Genomic DNA, 22,020 nt, shown 5'->3' with positions numbered 1-22,020 from the left:
GGATACGGCAGCCATACTTAGTTGCAACGCAGTCGAACCAACCCATTCTTCTAGGTCTGCCTGTTGTTGCACCAAACTCTCCGCCGTCGCCGCCTCTCTTTCTCAGCTCGTCAGCCTCATCGCCGAATATCTCAGAAATGAATGCACCTGCACCAACTGCGGAAGAATAAGCCTTAACAACAGTTACGATAGTCTTTATCTCATAAGGAGGTATACCTGCACCGATAGCACCGTATGCTGCCAGTGTAGATGAAGATGTTACCATTGGATAGATACCGTGGTCAGGATCCTTCAGTGAGCCAAGCTGACCCTCAAGAAGAACGTTCTTGCCCTCTTTGATAGCGTTCCAAAGGAAAGCAGATACGTCGCATACGTATGGTGCTACCATTTCCTTATACTCCATAAGAGTGTTGAAAAGCTCATCAGCGTCGATAGGAGGCTTGTGATAGAGATGTTCAAGAAGAATGTTCTTTGTTTCAAGAACTCTCTTGATCTTTACCTTGAGAGCCTCTTCGTCAAACAGCTCCTGTACCTGGAAACCTATCTTTGCATATTTATCAGAATAGAAAGGTGCGATACCCGATTTTGTTGAGCCGAAGCTTGCCTTTCCGAGTCTTTCCTCTTCGTACTGGTCAAACAGAACGTGATATGGCATTACCATCTGCGCTCTGTCGGAAATAAGTATCTTAGGCATTGGAACGCCTTCGGAAGTTACCTTTTTAAGCTCATTGAAAAATACAGGGATATTAAGTGCAACACCGTTGCCGATAATATTTGTTGTGTGATCATAGAATACGCCGGAAGGCAAAGTGTGCAAAGCGAACTTTCCGTAGTGATTTACAATAGTATGTCCTGCGTTAGCACCGCCCTGAAATCTTACTACTATATCAGACTTTTCAGCAAGCATATCGGTAAGCTTGCCCTTACCCTCGTCGCCCCAGTTTGCGCCGACAATCGCTCTAACCATTTAATTTTATCCTCCTTGCCATAAAACAGCAAAATTAGTAGCAGATATTTATTAAAATCAATACTGCCACTAGAATATTATAGCACAAAACATTCTATATGTAAAGGCACTTTTAAACATTTAACACTTTTATAACATTTAGCGTATTACCATACTGCTATGATAAAGAATAAAAAGTTTTAATATATCTTGCAAAAATCAGATTTGTGTATTATAATATAGTGTAACGGCTCGTGCTGTGAGATAACAAAATAAAATACGAGGGGATAACGATGACAAAAAGAAAACAATGTGCGGCTCTTGCGCTTGCATTGACGCTGACAATTTCTATGTTTGGCTGTGAAAAAGACAAAGAAACAACACAGTCGTCTGCGGTGTCGCAGATAAAGACAAGCGACTCAGCTCAACCAAGCAATGTGAAGGTCAAGGAATACAAATTTCCGGAGTTTCTGAATAAAATAAAAAGCCTTGACGAGCTTTCACGAAAGCTTTATACAAGCTTTGACAGCACTCAGTATGTTGCCGAGGTTGAGGAGCAGCCTTTTGAGGGATATAAATGTGAAAAGCTTCTTGCAGATCTTTTCTTCACTTATCGTGACGGCAGAGCAGTGGGACTTCTTGACAAGTCCGGAAACGTTGTGCTTGAAGCTGATGAGTACACTGAAATAACTGTGGTGAGCAATGGTATTTTACAGCTTTCTTATGATAAAGAGCGCAACGCTCCTATGCAGTATATGAAATATGACAGCGACGGAAATTTAAGTGACTATAAGCATAAGAAATTCTCCGCTGACAGCCTTTATACATATGAGTCGCAGGCTGATGACAGCGGCACGGACGCAGTTTATTCACTTATGATTCCTGACGGTAAAAATGTTGTGTCATCAGACGGCTCGGATAAGTGGGATTTTGTTGAGAAGATATCAGCCGACAGCATAGATACAAATAAGGCGTACAAAGGCTTTTATAAGCTCACAAAGAATGGCGGCATATACTATGCTTGCTTTGATGACTTTTATAATTATGATATCTACGAGGGCGCATATGCAAAGGTTTGTGTGAAAGTAGGCGGAGAATACGGAGAATGCTATCTTGCCGATCATGATGATTACAACGAGCTTGTGAAAATGATAGACAGCTTCGGCAACGCTTCATACAGGACGGCTCCGTCTAAAGATCCGGGACTTGATTTTATACAGATAACTCTAGGACTTAAAGAGAACACCAAAACAGAGATAACTATTTCCTCTGACGGCTATTGCCTGACGGACACCATAGAAGCTGCTGAGGGTGAGGCTGTGAACAAGTATTTCTCCTATCTTGACAAGGAAGATTTCGCAGATCTTATACTTTGGTGTGAACAGGTGCTTGCTGAGGAGTATCAAAAATAGATTTAAACTTTTTATAAATAATTTGCAGGATAGCGTAAATTTCCTGCAAAAATTGTTTTTTTAGCTCTTGCAAGTTGTTGACATTAGGTAGAACTTGTGCTATTATATTAAAGGTGTGGCGGTTTTCCTGCATATTTTTAATGAACACTGCAAATACTTCTCCTGTGACGAAAGTTACTAATGAAGAACGGGAGGTATCTGAGTGTCTGAACAAGAAGAAAATGTAGAGAGCGAAAAGCTTGCTGAGGATATAAGGCAGATAAAGGAAATGGGTTCTGTCACATTGCCAGACGCAAAGCACGTTATACACTGCCTGAACATTATCGGTCAGGTGGAGGGGCATTATATTTTGCCTGCACAAAACAAGACCACCAAGTATGAGCATATCATACCTGCCCTTGTTGCTATCGAGCAGGATAGGAGCATAGAGGGTCTTGTGATAATCCTCAACACTGTGGGCGGAGATGTGGAAGCAGGACTTGCCATTGCAGAGCTTATTGCTAGTATGAAAACGCCTACTGTGTCAATGGTTGTGGGCGGAGGTCACTCCATAGGCGTGCCGTTGGCGGTGTGTGCGAAAAAGTCATTTATAGTGCCAAGCGCCACAATGACTATACACCCTGTTAGAATGAACGGGCTTGTGCTGGGAGTACCCCAGACGCTTTCTTATTTTGACAAAATGCAGGAAAGGATAGTTCGCTTTGTGTGCGATAATTCAGCCATAAAGCCTGAGCGTTTCCGTGAGCTTATGATGTCAACGGGCGAGCTTGTAATGGACGTTGGTTCTGTTATCGACGGGGAGCAGGCTGTAAAAGAGGGGCTTATCGACAGGCTCGGAGGGCTTTCCGAGGCGATAGACTGCCTTTATGATATGATAGAAAACAGTTCTGAAAAGGAGAAAGCTGAAAATGTTTCAGACAATAATCGACCTTTATGACGTATTCAGGACTGACGTAGATATCGGAGAAGAGTTTGAGGATGATGATACTGCTGTGGACACAGACCCGGCACATTATCTCAGCCGTGACGGCTTTTATCTCTGACAAACAACAAAATTTCGGAGGACAGCAATGGGTATCATCAATGCGATTTTTCAGGCTATAATTCAGGGCTTGACGGAGTTTCTTCCAGTTTCAAGTTCAGGACATCTTTCACTGTATCAGCATTTTACAGGAAACAGCGGAGAGGGAGCTTTGTTTTTCTCGGCGATACTTCACCTTGGCACGCTGGTAGCAGTATTTGTGGCTTTCAGGAAGACAATATGGGATATGATAAAAGAGCTTGGCGTTATGATAAAGGATATTTTTACAGGCAAGTTCACTCTTAAAAATATGAATCCTCCAAGGCGTATGATAGTTATGATAATTGTTTCCTGCTTCTGCCTTGTGCCGTTCCTGCCATTTAAGGGCTGGTTTGAGGGCATTGCAGAGGATTCAAGCATTTTCGCAGAGGGTCTTTGTTTCCTTTATACATCGGCGATACTTTTTATGTCAGATCGTTGTGTAAAGGGTAAAAAGACTCAGGGCGATATAGCTTATAAAGACGCAATAACGGTCGGACTTTTTCAGGGAGTTGCACTGTTGCCTGGCGTTTCAAGATCAGGCTCGACTATCTCAGCGGGACTTTTCTCAGGCATGACCAGAGAAACATCGGTAAAGTATTCTTTCATTCTGGGCATACCTGTTATACTTATGAGCTGTCTGCTTGAAGTCAAGGACGCAGTTTCAACACGTGCTGATATAGATTGGGTTAGCTGTGCAGTTGGATTTGTAGTAGCCGCATTTGTGGGACTTTGTGCTATCAAGCTTGTAAACTGGCTCGTTAAAACGGATAAATTCAAGGTGTTTGCTTATTATACCCTTGTGCTTGGCGTCATAGTCCTTGTTATCTCATTTATCGAGATGTGCATGGGTCACCCTATATCCTTTGCAAAGTAATGACATAAGATAATACAGTTTCTGTGAAAAAGCTTGAAATTCTGTTTTCAGGCTTTTTTGTGGGTTATAAAGGCAAATAACATTTTGCCTTTATTTGCTTAAATAAGACAAATACCGAAAGGAATGGTAAAATAAATGGCAGCTCAAAAGAAAGGCTCAAAGCCTGCGCCAAAGCAGACAGCGGCAAAGAAAAAGCCCGCACAAAAGCCTGCGCAAGCTGCAAAAAAGAATACAAAACAGCAAAAGCCTCAGAGCAAGCCGCCACAGTCAAATTCCATGACAGCAGTGAGAGAAAGAGAGAACAGACGCTTCTGGTCTTACATACTTTTCTTTTTTGGCATACTTGAATTGCTTATCACGTTCGTGGAGGGGGACGGCTTGTGGAAATGGCTCCATGAGCTGAACCGAGGACTTTTCGGCGTGACAGTATTTCTGTTTGCACCTATGATAATCTATGTTGCACTTATGATAGCTTCAGATGTGACACACAACAAGGTCATAGCGAAGGTGGTGGAGGGAAGCGTTCTTATGCTTCTTATAAGCGGCATGGCTCAGATAATCCAAGTGGGCTCTGTGGACGGAAGTTCGTTCTGGCTCAAACTTGTGGGGCTTTTCAATGATGGAAAACAGCTCCGTGGCGGCGGACTTGCAAGCGCATTGCTTGGCTGGCCTTTGCTTTCGCTTTTCAAGAGAGTTGGCGCAGGTATCGTTATCGTGCTTGTGGCGTTCACTTTTATAATGCTGCTTACAAATGTTACGCTTCCGCAGCTTCTAAAGGCAGTTTCAAAGCCTTTTATAAAGAGCTATGAAGCGGTGAACGAGGAGCGTATCGAGCGTGCGGCTCAGCCTCCGAAGCCTCCAAGAGAGAAGAAGGAGCCAAGGCGTAATGGTAGGGTTGATATTGCAAAATTCTATCCTGATGATGGCCCTGATACTGCGGCGGAAGCCTTTGTGCCTGTTGCAGAGGCGGAAGAAGCTACCGACAAGGTAGACGCTTCAAAGATAGATATGCCGGTCCACCCTGTGAAAGCTCCTGTGATAACACATGAAAAGCTTGAAGAAACGGCTAAGACTACCGATAATGAGGAGCTTAAAAAGATAATAGAAAACGCCATAGGCGACAGCAGAGAAGAAAAGAAGTCCAAGGACGAGCCTGTTAAGCCACCAGTAGTGAATGTTGATAAGAACGGTCAGACAACGTTCTTTGAGAAAGATAATAAAATATCCGCTTACGTTTATCCGCCTGTGGATATACTCAAATATGCTAAAAATCCTGTGGCTTCCGAGATAGTCCAGCAGGAGATACAAGAGAAATCTGCGAAGCTTGTGGAAACGCTTGAAACATATGGCGCTAAAACAAGGATCGTGGGCATACATAGAGGTCCGTCCGTTACAAGATATGAGCTTCAGCCTGCAGCAGGCGTAAGAGTGTCGAAGATAACGGGTCTTGCAGACGATATCGCACTTAACCTCGCGGCAATGAGCGTTCGTATCGAAGCTCCTGTGCCGGGCAAGGCGTGCATAGGCATAGAAGTGCCGAACGATCATAGAGATACGGTTTCTCTCCGTGAGCTTATCGACAGCGAGGAATACAGAAAGGCAAAGGGCAAGCTTACCTTTGCAGTGGGCAAGGATATCGAGGGTAATATCATTATCGGCGATATCGCCAAAATGCCGCATATGCTCGTTGCAGGTACAACAGGTTCAGGTAAGTCTGTTTTTACAAACTCTATCATACTTTCTATACTTTACCATGCGTCGCCTGACGAAGTAAAGCTTATTCTTATCGACCCTAAGAAAGTCGAGTTTCCTATTTATAATAAGATACCTCATTTGCTTATCCCTGTTGTTACCGAGCCTTTAAAGGCGGCTGGTGCGCTTGGATGGGCGGTAAATGAAATGAACAAGCGTTATCTTATGTTCGAGGCGAACAATGTAAAGAACTTGCAGGAGTTTAACGACATGGTTCTTGAAGAACGCAATAAGCCTGCCGAGGAGCAGGACGAAGTCCGTGCAAAGATCGACCTGCTGCCACAGATAGTTATTGTGGTCGATGAGTTCGCCGATCTTATGATGGCTGCGAGAAGCGAGGTAGAGGATTCAGTTTTAAGACTTGCACAGCTCGCTCGTGCGGCAGGAATACATATGATAATCGCAACACAGTCCCCTAGGGCGGACGTGTTGACAGGACTTATCAAGTCAAATATCCCATCGAGAGTTTCTCTCAGTGTATCCAGCAACGTTGACTCACGAGTTATACTTGATGAAAGCGGTGCAGAGAAGCTTCTTGGAAACGGTGACCTGCTTTATAAGCCTGTTGGCGTTAAAAAGCCTATAAGAATGCAGAGCGGCTATGCAGCGACTTCTGAGATAAGAGAGGTTGTAAACTTCCTCAAGAACGAGCATACCGCAGAATATAGCGACGAAGTTATCGCAGAGGTGGAGGAGAATACTCCACAGCCAAAGGACAGCGGTTCGGCAGGCAGCGATAATGTTTCCGTAAATCCTGATGATGACCTTGTAAATCAGGCAATATCCATAATTGTGCAGACAAATAACGCTTCCACCGCGTTCTTGCAGAGAAAGCTAAAGCTCGGTTTCCCTAGAGCCGCCCGTATCATGGACGAGATAGAGGAAATGGGCATAATAGGACCACAGGAAGGCTCTAAGGCACGAAAGATAAACATAACAAAAGAAGAATGGGCTGAAATGCAGGCAAGAAGATAGCTCAGGCGGAAAGGGATAACATGGCAGGCAGATCTGCGAAAAAGAAAAATTCGACAGCACCGCTTAAAAAGGCGGTAACGCTCATAGCGGTTTTTGTGGTGCTGCTTTTTACAGTGCTTGACCTGACAGGGTTAGTTTCTTTCGACAACTTGCTTATCAAGGCAGGCGTTGAGGACAAGCCGGCGGAACACGCTCAGACAGAGGTGCATTTTATCGATGTTGGTCAGGGCGACAGCACCCTTGTGATATCACAAGGCGAGGCTATGCTCATTGACAGCGGCGATAAAGATGACAGCAATAAAATAGAAAAATATCTTGAAAAGCAGGGAGTGACAGAGTTAAAATATCTCATTGCCACCCACCCTCACGCTGACCATATTGGTGAAATGAGCGAGATAATAGACCAGTTTCAGGTGGATAAATTCATTATGCCGAAAGTCAAGGCTGATATGACGCCCACCACAACGATATATGAGAAAATGCTCAAAAGCATAAAGGCAAAGGGCTTGAAGATAACACAGGCAAAGCCTATGGAATTTGAGCTTGGAAGCTGTAAGGTGAAGCTTTTCACACCCAAAAAGGATTATGATGATCTTAATAACTATTCCACACTTGTGAAGATAACAGACGGTGAGAACAGCTTTCTTATCACGGGGGATTGCGAGACCACTGAGGAGAAAGATATACTTTCTCAGGGTTATGACGTTTCTGCAAAGGTGCTTAAAGCAGGTCATCATGGCAGTTCCACTTCTTCGGGGGTCGATTTTCTTAACAAGGTCATGCCGAGATATGCTGTTATATCCTGCGGTAAGGGCAACAAGTATGGTCACCCACACGAGGAAACTGTCACAAGGCTGAAAAAATATGCTTCCCATTTGTATGTCACTGCAGATGTGGGAACGATAGTTTTCAGCTCAGATGGCGAGGGGTTGAGCGTTTCTGCTGAAAAGGGAGAAAAGTGATATGGAAGAGATTTTTATAGTTGACAGGATAGAAAACGGCTATGCCGTGTGCGAAACTGAGCAGGGAGAAAAAAAGGATATACCGCTTTCTGGAACAAAAGACGTTCACGAGGGTGACGTGCTTATCTTAAAGGACGGCGTTTATATCCCAGATAAGGACAAAACAGAAGCAAGAAGAAAAAGGATACTCGCCCTACAGGAGGATCTGTGGGCTTAAATATATGCTGAAAGGTATAGATAGAAATGGAAAAAGATTTATTTACGCTTATCAATGAAAAGCTTTCAGGCTTATCAAAGGGACACAAGCTTATTGCGAACTACATTCTCTCCCACTATGACAAAGCGGCTTTTATGACGGCTCAGAAGCTTGGAAAAACCGTGGGCGTCAGCGAATCAACGGTGGTAAGATTTGCCTCGGAGCTTGGCTATGACGGCTATCCTGCCCTTCAAAAAGGCTTGCAGGAGCTTATGAGAAACAAGCTTACAACTGTTCAGAGAATAGAGGTCACTTCCGACCTTATGAGCAGTGACAACGTGCTTGAAAGGGTACTCAACCTCGACATCGACAAGATAAGGCGTACTTTGGAGGAAACCTCAAAGGAGGACTTTAACAATGCCGTTGACACTATCGTATCCTGCAATACCCTTTACATAATGGGTACGAGAAGTGCAGCTTCTATCGCTTCGTTCCTTGCTTATTATCTTGGACTTATTTTCCCACATGTAAAGCTTGTTCAGAGTACGACTACTTCCGAGCTTTTTGAAAAGATAATGAGAATAGACGAAAAGGACGCCATGATAGGCATATCTTTCCCGAGGTATTCAAAGCAGACTGTCAAGGCTTTGAAGTATGCAAAGAGCAACGGTGCGAACGTTATAGCTATAACAGACTCAAAGGCTTCGCCTATCGCAAAGTATGCAGACAGCCTGCTTCTTGCAAGAAGCGATATGGCTTCGTTCGTTGACTCTCTCGTTGCACCGCTGAGCCTTATAAATGCACTTATCGTTGCGGTATCCATAAGAAATATCGACAGAGTGTCCCAGACCTTTGAACGTCTTGAAAAGGTATGGGCTGAGTATGATGTTTACGCAAAAAGCGAGGAAGATACACAGTGAGAAGATTTGACGCAGTTATAGCAGGCGCAGGTGCGGCAGGAATGTTCTGCGCAGTTCAGCTTGGCTGGCGTGGAAAGAGCGTTGCTGTTATCGAGCATAGCGGCTGTCAGGGCAGAAAACTCATGATAACAGGCAAGGGCAGGTGTAACGTCACAAACAACTGTACCGCTGACACTGTTATGAAAAATATCCCACGCAACAGCAAGTTCATGTATTCAGCACTGAGCAGATTTGCACCTGAGGACGTTATGAGCTTTTTTGAGTGTCTTGGTGTGGAGCTTAAAACTGAGCGTGGCAACAGGGTGTTCCCTGTGAGCGACAACGCAAAGGATATCGTAAAAGCACTTGTGAAAGCCTGTGAGGACAGTGGTGTGCAGTTTATCGACGATGAGGTAAAAGAGCTTATCATAAAGGATGGCAGAGCAGAGGGCTTTAAATGCGAGCATGGGGATTATTACGCAGACAGCGTTATCGTTGCAACTGGCGGAAAGTCCTATCCACGGACAGGCTCAACAGGCGACGGCTATAAGCTTGCCAAGTCTGTGGGGCATAAGGTCACGGCAATAACTCCGTCACTTTGCCCTGTAGTCACTTATGAGCGTGAGGAATGTGCTTCTGCAATGGGGCTTTCCCTTAGAAACTGCACCTTGACGCTTCGTGAAGAGGACAGAGATAAACCACTTTTCCACGAGCTTGGGGAAATGCTTTTCACACACTTTGGTCTGAGCGGACCGCTTGTACTTTCGGCTTCGGCTCACCTTGGTGATATGAACAAGTCAAGGTATTATATGGATATCGACCTTAAACCTGCGCTGAGCCATGAACAGCTTGACAGCAGGATACTTCGTGATTTCGGTGATTTTCCAAACAGAGATTTTCAGAATTCACTGGGTAAGCTGCTGCCCTCGAAGATAATACCCCTTATAATAAAAAGGTGCGGCATCGATCCTGAGAAAAAGGTCAATCAGATAACCCGTGAGGAGCGTGAAAGGCTTGTTTCCACAGTGAAAAAGCTAACGTTCACAGTGAAGTGTATGCGTCCTGTGGAGGAGGCTATAATCACTCGTGGAGGAGTTGATGTTTCGCAGATAGACCCACGGTCAATGGAGTCAAAGCTGTGTAAAGGACTTTACTTTATCGGTGAGGTGCTTGACGTTGACGCTTATACAGGCGGTTTTAATTTGCAGATAGCGTTTTCCACGGCGTATAGCTGTGCGGATAAAATAGGATAAGGAGATTTTGATATGGGAATAAACGTGGCTCTCGACGGACCTTCCGGAGCAGGAAAGTCCACTATCGCAAAGGCGGTAGCGAAAAAGCTTGAATATGTATATGTAGACACAGGTGCGATGTACCGCTCTATAGCTTATTATGTTATAAGCAAGGGTGCAGACCTTTCTGACCCTGAGCAGATAAAACCCCTTCTTGGTGAGATATCCATAAAGCTTTGCTACACAGAAGCAGGGCAAAGAGTAATGCTCAATGACGAGGACGTTTCAGACAAAATAAGAACGCCTGAGATATCCATGGGTGCGTCAAAGGTGTCTGCTATACCTGAGGTAAGAGAATTTCTGCTTGAACTTCAGAAGAATATCGCAAAGGAAAACAACATCATCATGGACGGCAGAGATATCGGCACTGTGGTTTTGCCAAACGCTGAAGTGAAGATATTCCTCACAGCCGCTCCTGAGGCAAGAGCAGAAAGACGTTTCAAGGAACTTCAGGAAAAGGGCGACAAGTCTACATATGACGAGGTATTGCAGGATATAATCCAGCGTGACTATAACGATACTCACAGAGAGATAGCTCCTCTCAAAAAGGCTGAGGACGCCGTTGAGGTGGATTCTACTGAGTTGACTCTTGAAGAGTCTGTTGAGGCTATCTACAAGGTAATAACTGACAAGACTAAAAAAAAAGAGCGTAAGATAAAAGAGATAATGCCTGTCAGACCTGTGAAAAAAGAACACAGGCTTGGTCATTTCCATATGTTTTGGTACACAGTGCTGAGATATATCGTTATCGGACTTTATCATCTGTATTTTAACATCACTTTCGAGGGTACGGAAAATATCCCAAAGGACGGCGGGAATATATTCGCTTCAAACCACAGAAGCTATCAGGACCCTGTTTTTATCGCACTGCCAACAAAAGTGCCGCTGTCTTATATGGCTAAGGAGGAGCTTTTTCATCAGAATGTGTTCTTCACTCTGCTTATAAAAGCGTTCGGAGCATTCCCTGTTACAAGAGGAAAGGGCGACACTCAGGTAATAGATACATCTATCGAAAAGCTTGAAAAGGGCAGAAACCTTGTCATCTTCCCTGAGGGAACACGTTCAAAGGACGGCAAGGTAGGAAAGGGCAAAACAGGCGTTGCATTGGTGGCGGCTGTGGCTCAGGTGCCTGTGGTCCCTGTTGGTATCAATTTCGAGGGCAAGCTCAAATTCAGAAAGCGTGTAGTTGTAAGATTTGGCAAGCCTATAGTGCCTGGCGAGATAGGCGTTACAGCTACCGACCCTCATTCTCTTAGGACTATCAAGAACGAGATCATGAAAAATATCACGGAGCTGGTACATTAAATGTTAACAAAGTGTAAAATTTGCGTTGCAAAGACCGCAGGTTTCTGTTTTGGTGTAGACAGAGCCGTAAAAATAGTGTATAATGAATTAGATAACCGAAATAATGTTGTAACGTTAGGCCCAATCATTCACAATCCAAACGTAGTTTCTGACCTTGAAGCAAAAGGAGTTTACTCCACCGATGTGGATAAGGTCACGAAAGACCAGACAGTTGTTATCAGATCCCACGGAGTTGGACTGGACGTGTATGAAAAGCTTGCAAAGGTAGGTGCGGAAGTAATTGACGCTACCTGTCCCTTTGTGGCAAGGATACACAAGATAGCAGCCGAAAAATCGGGCGAGGGATACGTTATTCTTATCGCAGGTGATGAGGCTCACCCGGAAATAATGGGTATAAGAGGTCATTGCAGCGGAGAGAGTTATGTGTTCAGTTCATGTGACGATTTTGAAAATTTGGTGAAAGAGAAAGATTTTTCGTCAAAAAAGGTTGCAATTCTGGCTCAGACAACGTATAATAAGAATATGTGGAGAAAGTGCGAAGAGCTTTTTGAGAGGTATCTGCCTGAGGCTGTGGTGTATAACACCATATGCAGTGCCACTTCTGAAAGACAGAAGGAGGCGGCGGAGCTTGCGAAGGCTGCCGACATAATGATAATAGTCGGAGGGCTGCACAGCTCCAATACTCACAAGCTTAAAGCCATATGCGATGAATATTGCAAATGTTGGCTTGTGGAGGACGCCGAAGGACTGAGGGCATGTGATATTGACTTATCAGGTGCAAAATTTATCGGGATTTCTGCTGGTGCATCGACGCCGGCTTATATAATCAAGGAGGTACAACAGACCATGAGTGAAATGTTGAACAATGTTGACGAAGAATTTAATTTTGAGGAGGAACTGGAAAAGACTCTGAAAAAAATACATACGGGAATGAAGGTTGAGGGCGTTGTCACCGATATCAATAACGGTGAAGTAGCCGTAGATATCGGAACAAAGCACACAGGCTATATTCCTGCATCTGAACTTACAGATGATCCTACTAAGAAGCCAGAGGATATCGTAAAGGTAGGCGACAAGATCGATCTGATCGTTCTTAAGACAAATGACCAGGAGGGTATCGTTACACTTTCTAAGAAGAAGGTTGACGCAGTTCTTGGTTTCCAGAAGATAGTTGAGGCTAAGGAAGCTGACGCTACACTTACAGGTACAGTTACAAACGTTGTTAAGGGCGGTGTACTCGTATCAGCTAACGGTGTTAAGGTATTTATCCCTGCTTCACAGGCAGCTCCAAGAAGAGATTTCGATCTTAACGATCTGCTCAAGCAGTCAGTAAGCTTCAAGATCCTTGAGGTAAACGAGGCTAAGCAGAGAGCAGTTGGTTCTATCCGTGCAGTAGCAAGAGAGGAAAGAGCAGCAGCTCAGGCTAAGTTCTTTGAGACAGCTCAGATCGGTTCTGAGGTAGAGGGTACAGTTAAGTCTATCACAGATTACGGCGTATTCGTAGATCTCGGTGGTGTTGACGGCCTTATTAGAAGAATGGATCTTTCTTGGAACAGGATCAAGCACCCTTCAGACGTTGTTTCCGTTGGCGATAAGATCACTGTTACTATCAAGGATATCGACAGCGAAACAAAGAAGGTTTCATTGACATATAAGAAGGCTTCAGAGAATCCATGGGAGATCTTCAAGGCTAACTATGAGGTAGGTCAGGTAGTTAAGGCTACTGTTGTTTCTATCACAAGCTTTGGTGCTTTTGCACAGATCATTGACGGTATCGACGGTCTTATCCACATCTCTCAGATCGCTAACCAGAGAGTAAACAATGTTGCAGATATCCTTTCTGTAGGTCAGGTAGTTGATTGCCAGATCACAGAGATCGATCTCGACAAGAAGAGGATCAGCCTGTCTATGAGAGCTTTGCTTCCTGCTGATGACGAGGCTTCTGAGGACGCTGAATAAGCAATAAAATTCATGGGGGCGAGTGATCGCCCTCGTTTTTTATTTTCAATGAAATAACGGCAGCTTTGTTCTGCCAAAAAATCCTTAGAAAAAACTAAAGATTTACCGAAAAGACTTAACTTTTTGATTCGTATGTGGTATAATAATATCAGATCAAATAAAGACGAAAGGTTAAATTTATGGATGAAATAAAAAACACGGCAGTGAAAAAACGCAAAAAGAAAAGATCCACTAATCCTGCTGTCAGAGTTCTCAAAATATTAGGCACAGCTTTGCTGTCGATATTCCTGATACTCATTATCACCTGTTCTATATTTGCAACAGTTCTGACTATTTACGTTCTTAACTTTGCAGATACCACAACAACTATCAGTCTTGACAAGACGGAAACAAGCAACATTTCGAGATTTTTGTCTGTCAACCCTGACTATGATGAAGATGATGAGGATTCACAGGAGTATGACCTTTATTATGCTCTGAAAAACAGCAATAAGCACGTTGTATGGGCTGATCTTGAGGATATCCCTCAGTATGTTCAGGACGCTTTTGTGTACACCGAGGACGAGAGATTTTATTCTCATGACGGCGTTGACTTCAAGAGAACGTTCGCTTCATTTGTCAATGTATTCATACCGATATACGGCGGCAGACAGATAGGTGGTTCGACTATCACTCAGCAGACTATCAAGAACATCACGGGTGATGACTCCAGAGATTCTATCCATGGTATCGAGCGTAAGATACGAGAGATCTTCCGTTCTATCAACGTGGAAAAGACCTACACAAAGGAAGATATCCTCCAAAGCTATCTTAACCTTGTGCCACTGACAACTCAGGAGTATGATATCATCGGAGTTCAGGCTGCTGCAAACTTCTATTTTGGCAAGGACGTAAAGGATCTTAACCTTGCTGAGGCAGCTTCACTTGCGGGTATGACAAGCTGGCCTGCTGCAAACAACCCATATGATAATATGAAAAACAACAAGCTCAGACAGAAGTATACGCTTGATCATATGCTCGATAACGGTGCAATTTCTGAGCAGGAATATAACGAAGCCCTCAACTATGAGCTTAAAATAACAGGCGATATAACCTACACAAGCTCAACTATCTATGAGGACGAAACAAAAGATCAGGGTCCGACATCTTATTTCATGGACGCTGCTATCAATCAGACTATACAGATAATCGCTGACTATTATGGCATTTCATGGGATGACGCTTCCGCAAGACTTTATGACGGCGGATTTACTGCATATACCACTGTTGACAGAAGTATGCAGAAGAAGGTGGAAAAAGAAATGCAGAAGCAAAGTAATTTCACCACCTATGAAATGAACAAAAAGGACGATACTCTGTGGTCAGGCTTTATCGCTATGGACTACCAAGGCAACGTTAAGGCTATCGTCGGCGGACGTGATAAGAAAAAGGAGTCGAGAGTTTATAATATTGCTACTGATGCCAAACGTTCACCAGGTTCTTGTATCAAGCCTATTGCGTCATACGCTCCAGCGCTGGATCAGGATCTTATGACATGGTCAACCCTGTTCACTGATGAGCCTATCACTATTAAGGTAAAGGGCAAGGACCAAAAGTGGCCTGTAAACTATTCTGAAACAGGCGACAGTGCAAACTGGTCTTATCAGCAGCTTACAACTGTAGAAATGCTCACAAGGTCGCTTAATACGCTTCCTGCACAGCTTATCAAAAAAATGACACCTGCTTATTCCTATAACTTCCTTAAGGAAAAGCTTGACATCACTACGCTTGCAGACTCCGACGCTGACTATTCACCAGTAACTGTCGGCGGTCTTACAAATGGTACTAAGCTTGAGGAGCTTGTGGGTGCTTATATGATATTCGGCAATGGCGGTAAGAAGTATGACGTTACCTACGTTTCAAAGGTAGAGGACGCTGACGGAAACGCTATCTATGAAAAGAGCGACGGATACAAGCAGGCTATCAGCGAGTCTACCGCTTACGTTATGAACAGAATGATGCAGAATGTTATAACTCAGCAGGACGGTACTGGTAGATATGCTAAGCTAAACAATACTGACCTTGTCGGTAAGACAGGTACTTCATCTGACTGGTTTGACCTCTCATTTGTAGGCTGTACTCCTGACTACGTTTCAGGTATCTGGATAGGTTATGAAAACCCTGCCACTATCCCTACGAACGAGTATCAGAATATCGGTGCGATTTGGAAGAACGTTTTTGGTGATATCGCTGAGAATGAGAAGCATAAGTCATTTGACAAGACTTTCAAAATGCCTGATACAGTTGAAAAGCTCACCTACTGCACAAAGACAGGTAAGCTTGCGTCAAATTCATGCTATAGCACGGCAACTGGATATTACAAGAAATCCAACGAGCCTGAGTATTGTAGCGGAAATCATTAAAATTAAAGCCTCCATAACTCTATGGAGGCTTTTTTGAAAGGAAATCATTATGGAAAATAAACTGCGAATGTGCGTTCCATGCCATTTCGGGCTTGAAAGCGTGCTTGCATATGAGATAAAAAAGATAGGCGGTGAAAATCTTACCACAACTGACGGCAAGATAAGCTTTGAAGGTGGCTTTGACGTGCTTGCAAAGGCAAATCTTTGGATCGCCACAGGAGAGCGTGTACTTATCGAGCTTGGCAGCTTTAGAGCAGAAAGCTTTGAACAGCTTTTTGACGGTGTTATGAATCTTCCGCTGGAGAACTTTATCGGCAGGGAAGACGCTTTCCCTGTTAAGGGTCATGCCCTTAATTCAAAGCTTCATTCTATCCCTGATTGTCAGAAGATAATCAAAAAAGCCTGCGTTAAAAGACTTGAAAAAGCCTATGGCATAAGCTATTTTGAGGAAACTGCGGCGAAACATCAGATACAGTTTGCTATCCATAAGGACATTGCGACTATCTATCTTGATACATCAGGTGTAGGACTTCACAAGCGTGGCTACAGAAGAAATTCCAACGACGCACCTATCAAGGAAACACTTGCCGCAGGTATAGTTGACCTTGCAAGAGTTCGTGCGGACTCAGTTGTGGTGGATCCTATGTGTGGTTCAGGTACATTTCTTATTGAGTCGGCATACAAGGCACTGAAAGTTGCACCTGGTCTGAGAAGAAATTTTGCGGCAGAGCAGTGGTCACAGATACCTGAAACAGCGTGGCGCAATGCAAGAGCCGAGGCTATGGACGCTATTGACAGGCAGGGTGCATTCAAGGCATTTGGCTTTGATGTTGATGATATGGCGGTTGAGCTTACAAGAAACAACGCTAAAAAGGCAGGAGTAGGCTCAAAGCTTACAGTAAAACAGCAGGATATCTCAAAATACAGCCAGATAGAGGGTTCAATAACAATTGTTAATCCCCCATATGGCGAGCGTATGCTTGAAATAAAGGAAGCCGAGGAGCTTTATAAGAAAATGGGACAAAGACTTTGCCCGTCAAAGGAGAACCCATGCTATATAATCTCCCCACATGAGGAGTTTGAGGTGTTTTTCGGCAAAAAGGCTGACAAAAAGCGCAAGCTTTACAACGGCATGATAAAATGTAATCTGTATATGTATTTCAAGTGAGGTGCGTGGTGGGTTTGAAAATATCAGAACTTGACGGAATCGTATTCGATATGGACGGCGTTATTTTCGACAGCGAAGTAATAGGTCTTGAAAGCTGGGAGCGCCTTGGAAAGAAATATGGTCTGACCAACGTTCACGAAAATGCTATGAAGTGCATTGGCAGAAGCACTGTTGATACAATGGCTATCCTAGAAGCCGCATATGGTGACAAAGTGTCAATACCCGAACTTTATGATGAAGCAAAAGCCATTTGTGCAGATATTATCGCTGAGCGTGGTTTGCCTCTGAAAAGCGGAGCAAGGGAGTTGCTTTCTTACCTTAAAGAGCGTGATATAAAGGTAGGACTTGCTTCATCAACGTCTTACAAAGGGGTTATCAAAAATCTAAAGGGAGCAGGTCTGCTTGATTATTTCCATGTGATTATTGGCGGAGATATGATAAAACATTCAAAGCCACAGCCTGAGATATATTTACTTGCCTGTGAGAAGCTGGGAGTAAGGCCTGAGAAAACTGTTGCTGTAGAGGACTCTTACAATGGCATAAAGGCGGCTTACAATGCGAAAATGATACCAATAATGGTGCCAGATCTTATTGCACCGACAGATGAGATATTGTCAATGGTGTACAAGAAAATGGACAGTTTGGACGCTGTCCTTGAATATTTTAAAGCATAAACAAAACCCCTCGGCTTACCACCGAGGGGCTTTCATTTATGTCAGAAAGATTACTTTGTCATTGCTGCAACTTCGTCAGCGAAGTTCTCTTCCTTCTTCTCTACGCCTTCGCCTCTCTCGAAACGAACGTACTCAACAACGTCGATCTTGCCGCCAAGCTTCTTAGCTACAGACTCAACGTACTTGCCAACAGATACCTTATCATCCTTAACGAATGCCTGCTCAAGGAGGCAGTTCTCAGAATAGTATTTTCCGATCTTACCGTCAATGATCTTGTGCTTAACCTGCTCAGGCTTGTTAGCCATCTTAGGATCCTCAGCCATCTGAGCCAGCATGATCTCTCTCTCCTTGTCAAGAGCGTCAGCAGGAACAGCCTCTCTGTTCAGGTATGCAGGATTCATAGCAGCAACCTGAAGTGCACAGTCCTTACCAGCAGCAAGGAGCTCAGCATTGTCAGCTGCAATGTCAGAATCAAGCTTTACCATAACGCCGATGCTACCTGCACCGTGAACGTAAGGAACAAGAATGCCTTCCATTCTCTTGAATCTTCTGATTACCATGTTCTCTCTGATCTTGATGAACAGATCCTGAAGTGTCTCTTCAACTGTCTTGTCACCACCGCTGATCTTTGTTGCCTTAAGTGCGTCAACGTCAGCAGGGTTTGTCTCGATTACTGTATCAGCAACTGCTGCAACGAAAGCCTTGAACTCATCATTGTTAGCAGCAAAGTCTGTTTCGATGTTTACTTCAAGAACGCAGCCTACGTTGCCCTTAACTACAGCTGTGCAGATACCCTCTGCTGCAACTCTGCCGCTCTTCTTAGCCTGTGTAGCAAGTCCCTTTTCACGGAGAAGTGTTACTGCCTTTTCCATATCGCCGTCAGCTTCTACAAGAGCCTTCTTGCAGTCCATCATGCCAACGCCTGTTGCTGTCATAAGTTCTTTGATCTCTGCTACGGATACCTTACCCATTATTATTCCTCCTAGTGTTTTATATCGAAATAGGCAGACAAATATACTATAAATGCCTGCCTGAAATTTCAGCTCTTATTCAGCAGCCTCGTCAGCTTCTTCCACCTTATCTGCCTCTTCAGCGGACTCAGCGTCCTCACCCTGTCTGCCTTCGATTATAGCGTTAGCCATGCAACCAGCGATAAGCTTAACTGCTCTGATAGCGTCATCGTTACCTGGGATAACATAATCAACATCGTCAGGATCGCAGTTTGTGTCAACGATAGCTACTACAGGTATGCCAAGCTTCTTAGCCTCTGCTACAGCGATCTTTTCCTTTCTTGGGTCAACAACGAAAAGTGCGCCTGGAAGCTTCTTCATGTTCTTGATACCGCCCATGAACTTTTCAAGCTTTTCTATCTCAAGCTTCAGCTTAACAACTTCCTTCTTAGGGAGAAGGTCGAATGTGCCGTCCTTTTCCATTGTGTGGAGCTGCTCAAGTCTCTTGATTCTCTGCTGGATCGTCTTGTAGTTTGTCATCATACCGCCGAGCCATCTTGCATTTACATAATGTGCATTAGCTCTCAGTGCCTCTTCCTTGATAGAATCTCCAGCCTGCTTCTTTGTACCTACGAAAAGTACCTCTTCGCCATTAGCTGAGATGTCACGGATAAACATATAAGCTTCTTCAAGCTTCTTAACGGTCTTCTGAAGATCGATGATGTAAATTCCGTTTCTTTCTGTGAAAATGTATGGAGCCATTTTAGGGTTCCATCTTCTTGTCTGGTGACCAAAGTGTACACCAGCTTCAAGAAGCTGCTTCATTGATACTACTCCCATTGTAGTAACCTCCTGTTTGGTTTTAGATTTCTGCTTTTGCAGATGTTTTTATCCTCCGGACGGCTTTACTTGCTTTCACCTGTCTTACGGCAGGACCAACGGCAAAAACCTGTCCGTGCGAATTGCTTTAATATTATATCATATTTTCTATTTCATTTCAAGAGCTTCCGACAATTTATTTTAACAAATTTTCGATTTTTACAGTTCTGCTCTTTGTGCATACTGCACTATCGTTGAATTTTACAAGTATGGTATCTTCGCCGATAAGCTCGATATCCGAGCATTTTATGATAATATCCTCATCTCTGCCCATGATACCGAAAGCCCTTGGTTTGCCATAGACGATCAGTGAAACTATATTCGCTCTCTGAGTATCCATTTCTATATCATCAACATAGCCTATTTTCAGTCCTGTTCGCATATTGACGACCTCTTTATTTCGTAAGCTTGAAAAACTACATATCATGAAACCTTCCCCTTTCAAAAAAAGTGCATACCCTTTATAATAGGTATGCACTTTGGGGATCGTCCTATGTATGATCGTTTTTGTTTTTGTAATACATCTCCAACTGATCGTTATACAAATGCTTTATATATAAAGCTATGGTGTTTATGTACATTGCATTTGTAGGCTTTGTTCCGTTAGCAAGGCAACTTTCAAAAAGCATTTGCTTATCCACAGGCTTCATTTTTTCCCAGCCTGAAACTATAGCACTTCTTGTTGAGCGTTCAATAGCCGCAGTGCTTTTTCCATATTGTTTTTCAATGTCCTTATAAAGTTCGCCTATTTGTACTTTATTACCGCTATATTTGAATATAAGAAGAAATATCATGTAGTAGATATGGTCATATCCTGAATGCTTGCGGTTTATGCCCGTTGATGTTATGATCCTATGTATCTCCTTTGAAATATTCTGTCTAAGGATATCAGGATCGACAGGTATCCTTTTTAGCTTGTCAAGCATATAGTGGCATACGTTCTTAGCGTCGTATGGCATAAGTATGTGCAGAATATCATCATAATCGAGAAGAATACGGATCGTTTCTGTGTCATCATAAGTGTAGATGTTATATATTATGGGATAAATGTCATTTTCGTGAAGTATCTCACGAAAATGCAGAAGCTTTTTATATCCCAGCTTACAGCAGTCAATAACGATAACGTCAGGAGTATATTTTACTGCACCTATCTCAAGCTCTATTTCAGTATCACCGCATATATGGATCTTTGTACCATTGCGTTTAAGTTCCTCGGTCAACAGTTTATGCTGGCCGTCATATGACTCGGAAATAAGGACCGAATAATCAGTCAGCATACACTTCAACTCCCTTATGACGATTTAACATAATAACTCCTATATTATTATATCAAATTTTTTGACTACAAGCAACTTTAACGGCACATTATTAATCAAATTGTTTCAAAAAAGTGACCTTAATGTAATCGTATATAACAAAAATATTCATAAATGTCGATTTAACGTATTACGACAGACGTTAGATACTTTTCTTGATGTGTTCCAATGCACCTTTTTCAAGCCGTGATACCTGTGCCTGAGAGATGCCAATATTTTTTGCTACCTCCACCTGAGTTTGTCCTTTGAAAAAGCGCAGGAAGAGTATATTACGTTCACGAGGCGGAAGCTCGCTCATGGCTTGCTTCAATGAAAGCTCTTCAAGCCAGCTTTTATCGTCACAGGAGTCGCTCACCTGATCCAATACATAAAGAGCATCGCCGTTGTCAGAATACACAGGCTCATAGAGTGAAACCGGGTCGGTTATGGCTTCAAGGGCAATGACCACCTGACTAGGCTTTTCGGTGATAGTGTCTGCTATCTGCTCAACAGTAGGCTCTTTCTGGTTTTCGCATATGAGCTGTTCTTTCGCCTGCATTGCTTTATAAGCAAGGTCACGGAGAGAACGGCTCACCCTCATGGGCTGAAAATCACGAAGAAATCTTCTAAGCTCTCCTGCTATCATAGGCACAGCGTAGGTAGAAAACTTCACATCAAGAGAGGTATCGAAATTATCTATCGCCTTGATAAGCCCCACAACACCCACCTGAAAAAGGTCGTCAGGGGAGTCGCTTCGGCTCACAAACTTCTGCAAAACGCTCAGCACGAGCCTGAGATTACCGTTTATAAGCTCCTCACGGGCTTTCTTGTCACCTGAATGGGCTTTTTTCAAAAGCTCCAGCTTTTCCGACTCTTTCAGCGTTTTAAGCTCATTGGTATTCACTCCGCTTATCTCAACTTTATTGTACTGCATCGCACGCTCCTGTTAAAAAGCAGCATTTTATACTGCCGTGATAATATAATTATTACCTTTCAATCAGGAACTATACAGATATT

General features: G+C 43.5%; 20 protein-coding genes. 14 read left to right on the top strand and 6 right to left on the bottom strand.

Annotated features, from left to right (window positions below; genetic code table 11):
* A partial coding sequence (locus QVO88_RS04400; RefSeq protein WP_288177774.1) for an adenylosuccinate synthetase occupies nucleotides 1-967 on the bottom strand: 967 nt, incomplete at its 3' end.
* 272 nt (nucleotides 968-1,239) lie between these two features.
* Between QVO88_RS04400 and QVO88_RS04395 the strand changes: the two genes are divergently transcribed.
* The 14 genes from QVO88_RS04395 (at nucleotide 1,240) to QVO88_RS04325 (ending at nucleotide 17,879) form a co-directional block, all read left to right on the top strand.
* Nucleotides 1,240-2,358: a hypothetical protein gene (locus QVO88_RS04395; protein ID WP_022287313.1), complete on the top strand. Its 1,119-nt coding sequence runs from the start codon at nucleotides 1,240-1,242 to the stop codon at nucleotides 2,356-2,358.
* A 268-nt stretch (nucleotides 2,359-2,626) separates the two neighbouring features.
* Nucleotides 2,627-3,295 (top strand): ClpP family protease, encoded by a 669-nt coding sequence (locus QVO88_RS04390; RefSeq protein ID WP_081856029.1) that lies wholly within the window; start codon nucleotides 2,627-2,629, stop codon nucleotides 3,293-3,295.
* Nucleotides 3,267-3,401 (top strand): hypothetical protein, encoded by a 135-nt coding sequence (locus QVO88_RS04385; RefSeq protein WP_022287311.1) that lies wholly within the window; start codon nucleotides 3,267-3,269, stop codon nucleotides 3,399-3,401. Before QVO88_RS04390 ends, QVO88_RS04385 begins: the two co-directional genes overlap by 29 nt.
* A 27-nt stretch (nucleotides 3,402-3,428) precedes the next feature.
* Nucleotides 3,429-4,295 (top strand): undecaprenyl-diphosphate phosphatase, encoded by an 867-nt coding sequence (locus tag QVO88_RS04380; protein WP_022287310.1) that lies wholly within the window; start codon nucleotides 3,429-3,431, stop codon nucleotides 4,293-4,295.
* Between the two features lie 135 nt (nucleotides 4,296-4,430).
* A complete protein-coding gene (locus tag QVO88_RS04375) occupies nucleotides 4,431-7,022 on the top strand; it encodes a DNA translocase FtsK (RefSeq protein WP_022287309.1) in 2,592 nt (863 codons plus the stop codon).
* A 20-nt stretch (nucleotides 7,023-7,042) separates the two neighbouring features.
* The gene (locus QVO88_RS04370; RefSeq protein WP_022287308.1) at nucleotides 7,043-7,984 is read left to right on the top strand and encodes a ComEC/Rec2 family competence protein; all 942 of its coding nucleotides are present in this window, start codon (nucleotides 7,043-7,045) and stop codon (nucleotides 7,982-7,984) included.
* A gap of 1 nt (nucleotide 7,985) precedes the next feature.
* Nucleotides 7,986-8,201 carry a DUF3006 domain-containing protein gene (locus tag QVO88_RS04365; RefSeq protein ID WP_022287307.1) on the top strand — a complete coding sequence of 72 codons (216 nt, stop codon included), beginning with the start codon at nucleotides 7,986-7,988 and terminating at the stop codon, nucleotides 8,199-8,201.
* A 26-nt stretch (nucleotides 8,202-8,227) separates the two neighbouring features.
* The gene (locus QVO88_RS04360) at nucleotides 8,228-9,100 is read left to right on the top strand and encodes a MurR/RpiR family transcriptional regulator (protein ID WP_022287306.1); all 873 of its coding nucleotides are present in this window, start codon (nucleotides 8,228-8,230) and stop codon (nucleotides 9,098-9,100) included.
* The gene (locus QVO88_RS04355; RefSeq protein WP_022287305.1) at nucleotides 9,097-10,332 is read left to right on the top strand and encodes an NAD(P)/FAD-dependent oxidoreductase; all 1,236 of its coding nucleotides are present in this window, start codon (nucleotides 9,097-9,099) and stop codon (nucleotides 10,330-10,332) included. The genes QVO88_RS04360 and QVO88_RS04355 overlap by 4 nt, the downstream gene beginning before the upstream one ends.
* 12 nt (nucleotides 10,333-10,344) lie before the next feature.
* Entirely contained in the window at nucleotides 10,345-11,676 is a 1,332-nt protein-coding gene (gene cmk, locus QVO88_RS12295; protein WP_022287304.1) for a (d)CMP kinase, read from the top strand.
* Nucleotides 11,677-13,635: a bifunctional 4-hydroxy-3-methylbut-2-enyl diphosphate reductase/30S ribosomal protein S1 gene (locus QVO88_RS04340; RefSeq protein ID WP_022287303.1), complete on the top strand. Its 1,959-nt coding sequence runs from the start codon at nucleotides 11,677-11,679 to the stop codon at nucleotides 13,633-13,635.
* Nucleotides 13,636-13,814: 179 nt separating this feature from the next.
* Nucleotides 13,815-16,037, top strand: a complete 2,223-nt coding sequence (locus QVO88_RS04335) for a transglycosylase domain-containing protein (RefSeq protein ID WP_022287302.1) — start codon at nucleotides 13,815-13,817, stop codon at nucleotides 16,035-16,037.
* Nucleotides 16,038-16,086: 49 nt separating this feature from the next.
* Nucleotides 16,087-17,205 carry a class I SAM-dependent RNA methyltransferase gene (locus QVO88_RS04330; RefSeq protein ID WP_022287301.1) on the top strand — a complete coding sequence of 373 codons (1,119 nt, stop codon included), beginning with the start codon at nucleotides 16,087-16,089 and terminating at the stop codon, nucleotides 17,203-17,205.
* A 14-nt stretch (nucleotides 17,206-17,219) separates the two neighbouring features.
* Nucleotides 17,220-17,879, top strand: coding sequence for an HAD family phosphatase (locus tag QVO88_RS04325; RefSeq protein ID WP_265290443.1), 660 nt, complete (start codon nucleotides 17,220-17,222; stop codon nucleotides 17,877-17,879).
* Nucleotides 17,880-17,929: 50 nt separating this feature from the next.
* Here QVO88_RS04325 and tsf read toward each other — a convergent pair whose 3' ends face one another.
* From tsf to sigG, 5 genes are all read right to left on the bottom strand, one after another.
* The gene (gene tsf, locus QVO88_RS04320; RefSeq protein WP_022287299.1) at nucleotides 17,930-18,850 is read right to left on the bottom strand and encodes a translation elongation factor Ts; all 921 of its coding nucleotides are present in this window, start codon (nucleotides 18,848-18,850) and stop codon (nucleotides 17,930-17,932) included.
* Between the two features lie 75 nt (nucleotides 18,851-18,925).
* Complete coding sequence (gene rpsB / locus QVO88_RS04315) at nucleotides 18,926-19,669, bottom strand: 30S ribosomal protein S2 (protein WP_022287298.1); 744 nt, start codon at nucleotides 19,667-19,669, stop codon at nucleotides 18,926-18,928.
* A gap of 175 nt (nucleotides 19,670-19,844) precedes the next feature.
* A complete protein-coding gene (locus tag QVO88_RS04310) occupies nucleotides 19,845-20,135 on the bottom strand; it encodes a YlmC/YmxH family sporulation protein (protein ID WP_138337087.1) in 291 nt (96 codons plus the stop codon).
* Between the two features lie 64 nt (nucleotides 20,136-20,199).
* Nucleotides 20,200-20,985, bottom strand: coding sequence for a sporulation initiation factor Spo0A C-terminal domain-containing protein (locus QVO88_RS04305; RefSeq protein WP_022287296.1), 786 nt, complete (start codon nucleotides 20,983-20,985; stop codon nucleotides 20,200-20,202).
* 181 nt (nucleotides 20,986-21,166) lie between these two features.
* Nucleotides 21,167-21,937, bottom strand: coding sequence for an RNA polymerase sporulation sigma factor SigG (gene sigG, locus QVO88_RS04300; RefSeq protein ID WP_022287295.1), 771 nt, complete (start codon nucleotides 21,935-21,937; stop codon nucleotides 21,167-21,169).
* Nucleotides 21,938-22,020 lie beyond the last annotated feature (83 nt).

The sequence above is a fragment of the Ruminococcus sp. CAG:57 genome (assembly GCF_000435935.1).
Lineage (GTDB): Bacteria > Bacillota > Clostridia > Oscillospirales > Ruminococcaceae > Hominimerdicola > Hominimerdicola aceti.
Note: the sequence above shows the minus strand (reverse complement) of the source record. Positions and strands in the feature narration are given on the sequence as shown.

What these genes read in the sequence shown, in the direction of transcription:
- QVO88_RS04395 (WP_022287313.1), top strand. Translation starts at nt 1,240, where the DNA reads ATGACAAAAAGAAAACAATGTGCGGCTCTTGCGCTTGCATTGACGCTG.
- QVO88_RS04390 (WP_081856029.1), top strand. Translation starts at nt 2,627, where the DNA reads ATGGGTTCTGTCACATTGCCAGACGCAAAGCACGTTATACACTGCCTG.
- QVO88_RS04385 (WP_022287311.1), top strand. Translation starts at nt 3,267, where the DNA reads ATGTTTCAGACAATAATCGACCTTTATGACGTATTCAGGACTGACGTA.
- QVO88_RS04380 (WP_022287310.1), top strand. Translation starts at nt 3,429, where the DNA reads ATGGGTATCATCAATGCGATTTTTCAGGCTATAATTCAGGGCTTGACG.
- QVO88_RS04375 (WP_022287309.1), top strand. Translation starts at nt 4,431, where the DNA reads ATGGCAGCTCAAAAGAAAGGCTCAAAGCCTGCGCCAAAGCAGACAGCG.
- QVO88_RS04370 (WP_022287308.1), top strand. Translation starts at nt 7,043, where the DNA reads ATGGCAGGCAGATCTGCGAAAAAGAAAAATTCGACAGCACCGCTTAAA.
- QVO88_RS04365 (WP_022287307.1), top strand. Translation starts at nt 7,986, where the DNA reads ATGGAAGAGATTTTTATAGTTGACAGGATAGAAAACGGCTATGCCGTG.
- QVO88_RS04360 (WP_022287306.1), top strand. Translation starts at nt 8,228, where the DNA reads ATGGAAAAAGATTTATTTACGCTTATCAATGAAAAGCTTTCAGGCTTA.
- cmk (WP_022287304.1), top strand. Translation starts at nt 10,345, where the DNA reads ATGGGAATAAACGTGGCTCTCGACGGACCTTCCGGAGCAGGAAAGTCC.
- QVO88_RS04340 (WP_022287303.1), top strand. Translation starts at nt 11,677, where the DNA reads ATGTTAACAAAGTGTAAAATTTGCGTTGCAAAGACCGCAGGTTTCTGT.
- QVO88_RS04335 (WP_022287302.1), top strand. Translation starts at nt 13,815, where the DNA reads ATGGATGAAATAAAAAACACGGCAGTGAAAAAACGCAAAAAGAAAAGA.
- QVO88_RS04330 (WP_022287301.1), top strand. Translation starts at nt 16,087, where the DNA reads ATGGAAAATAAACTGCGAATGTGCGTTCCATGCCATTTCGGGCTTGAA.
- tsf (WP_022287299.1), bottom strand. Translation starts at nt 18,850, where the DNA reads ATGGGTAAGGTATCCGTAGCAGAGATCAAAGAACTTATGACAGCAACA.
- rpsB (WP_022287298.1), bottom strand. Translation starts at nt 19,669, where the DNA reads ATGGGAGTAGTATCAATGAAGCAGCTTCTTGAAGCTGGTGTACACTTT.
- QVO88_RS04310 (WP_138337087.1), bottom strand. Translation starts at nt 20,135, where the DNA reads ATGATATGTAGTTTTTCAAGCTTACGAAATAAAGAGGTCGTCAATATG.
- QVO88_RS04305 (WP_022287296.1), bottom strand. Translation starts at nt 20,985, where the DNA reads ATGCTGACTGATTATTCGGTCCTTATTTCCGAGTCATATGACGGCCAG.
- sigG (WP_022287295.1), bottom strand. Translation starts at nt 21,937, where the DNA reads ATGCAGTACAATAAAGTTGAGATAAGCGGAGTGAATACCAATGAGCTT.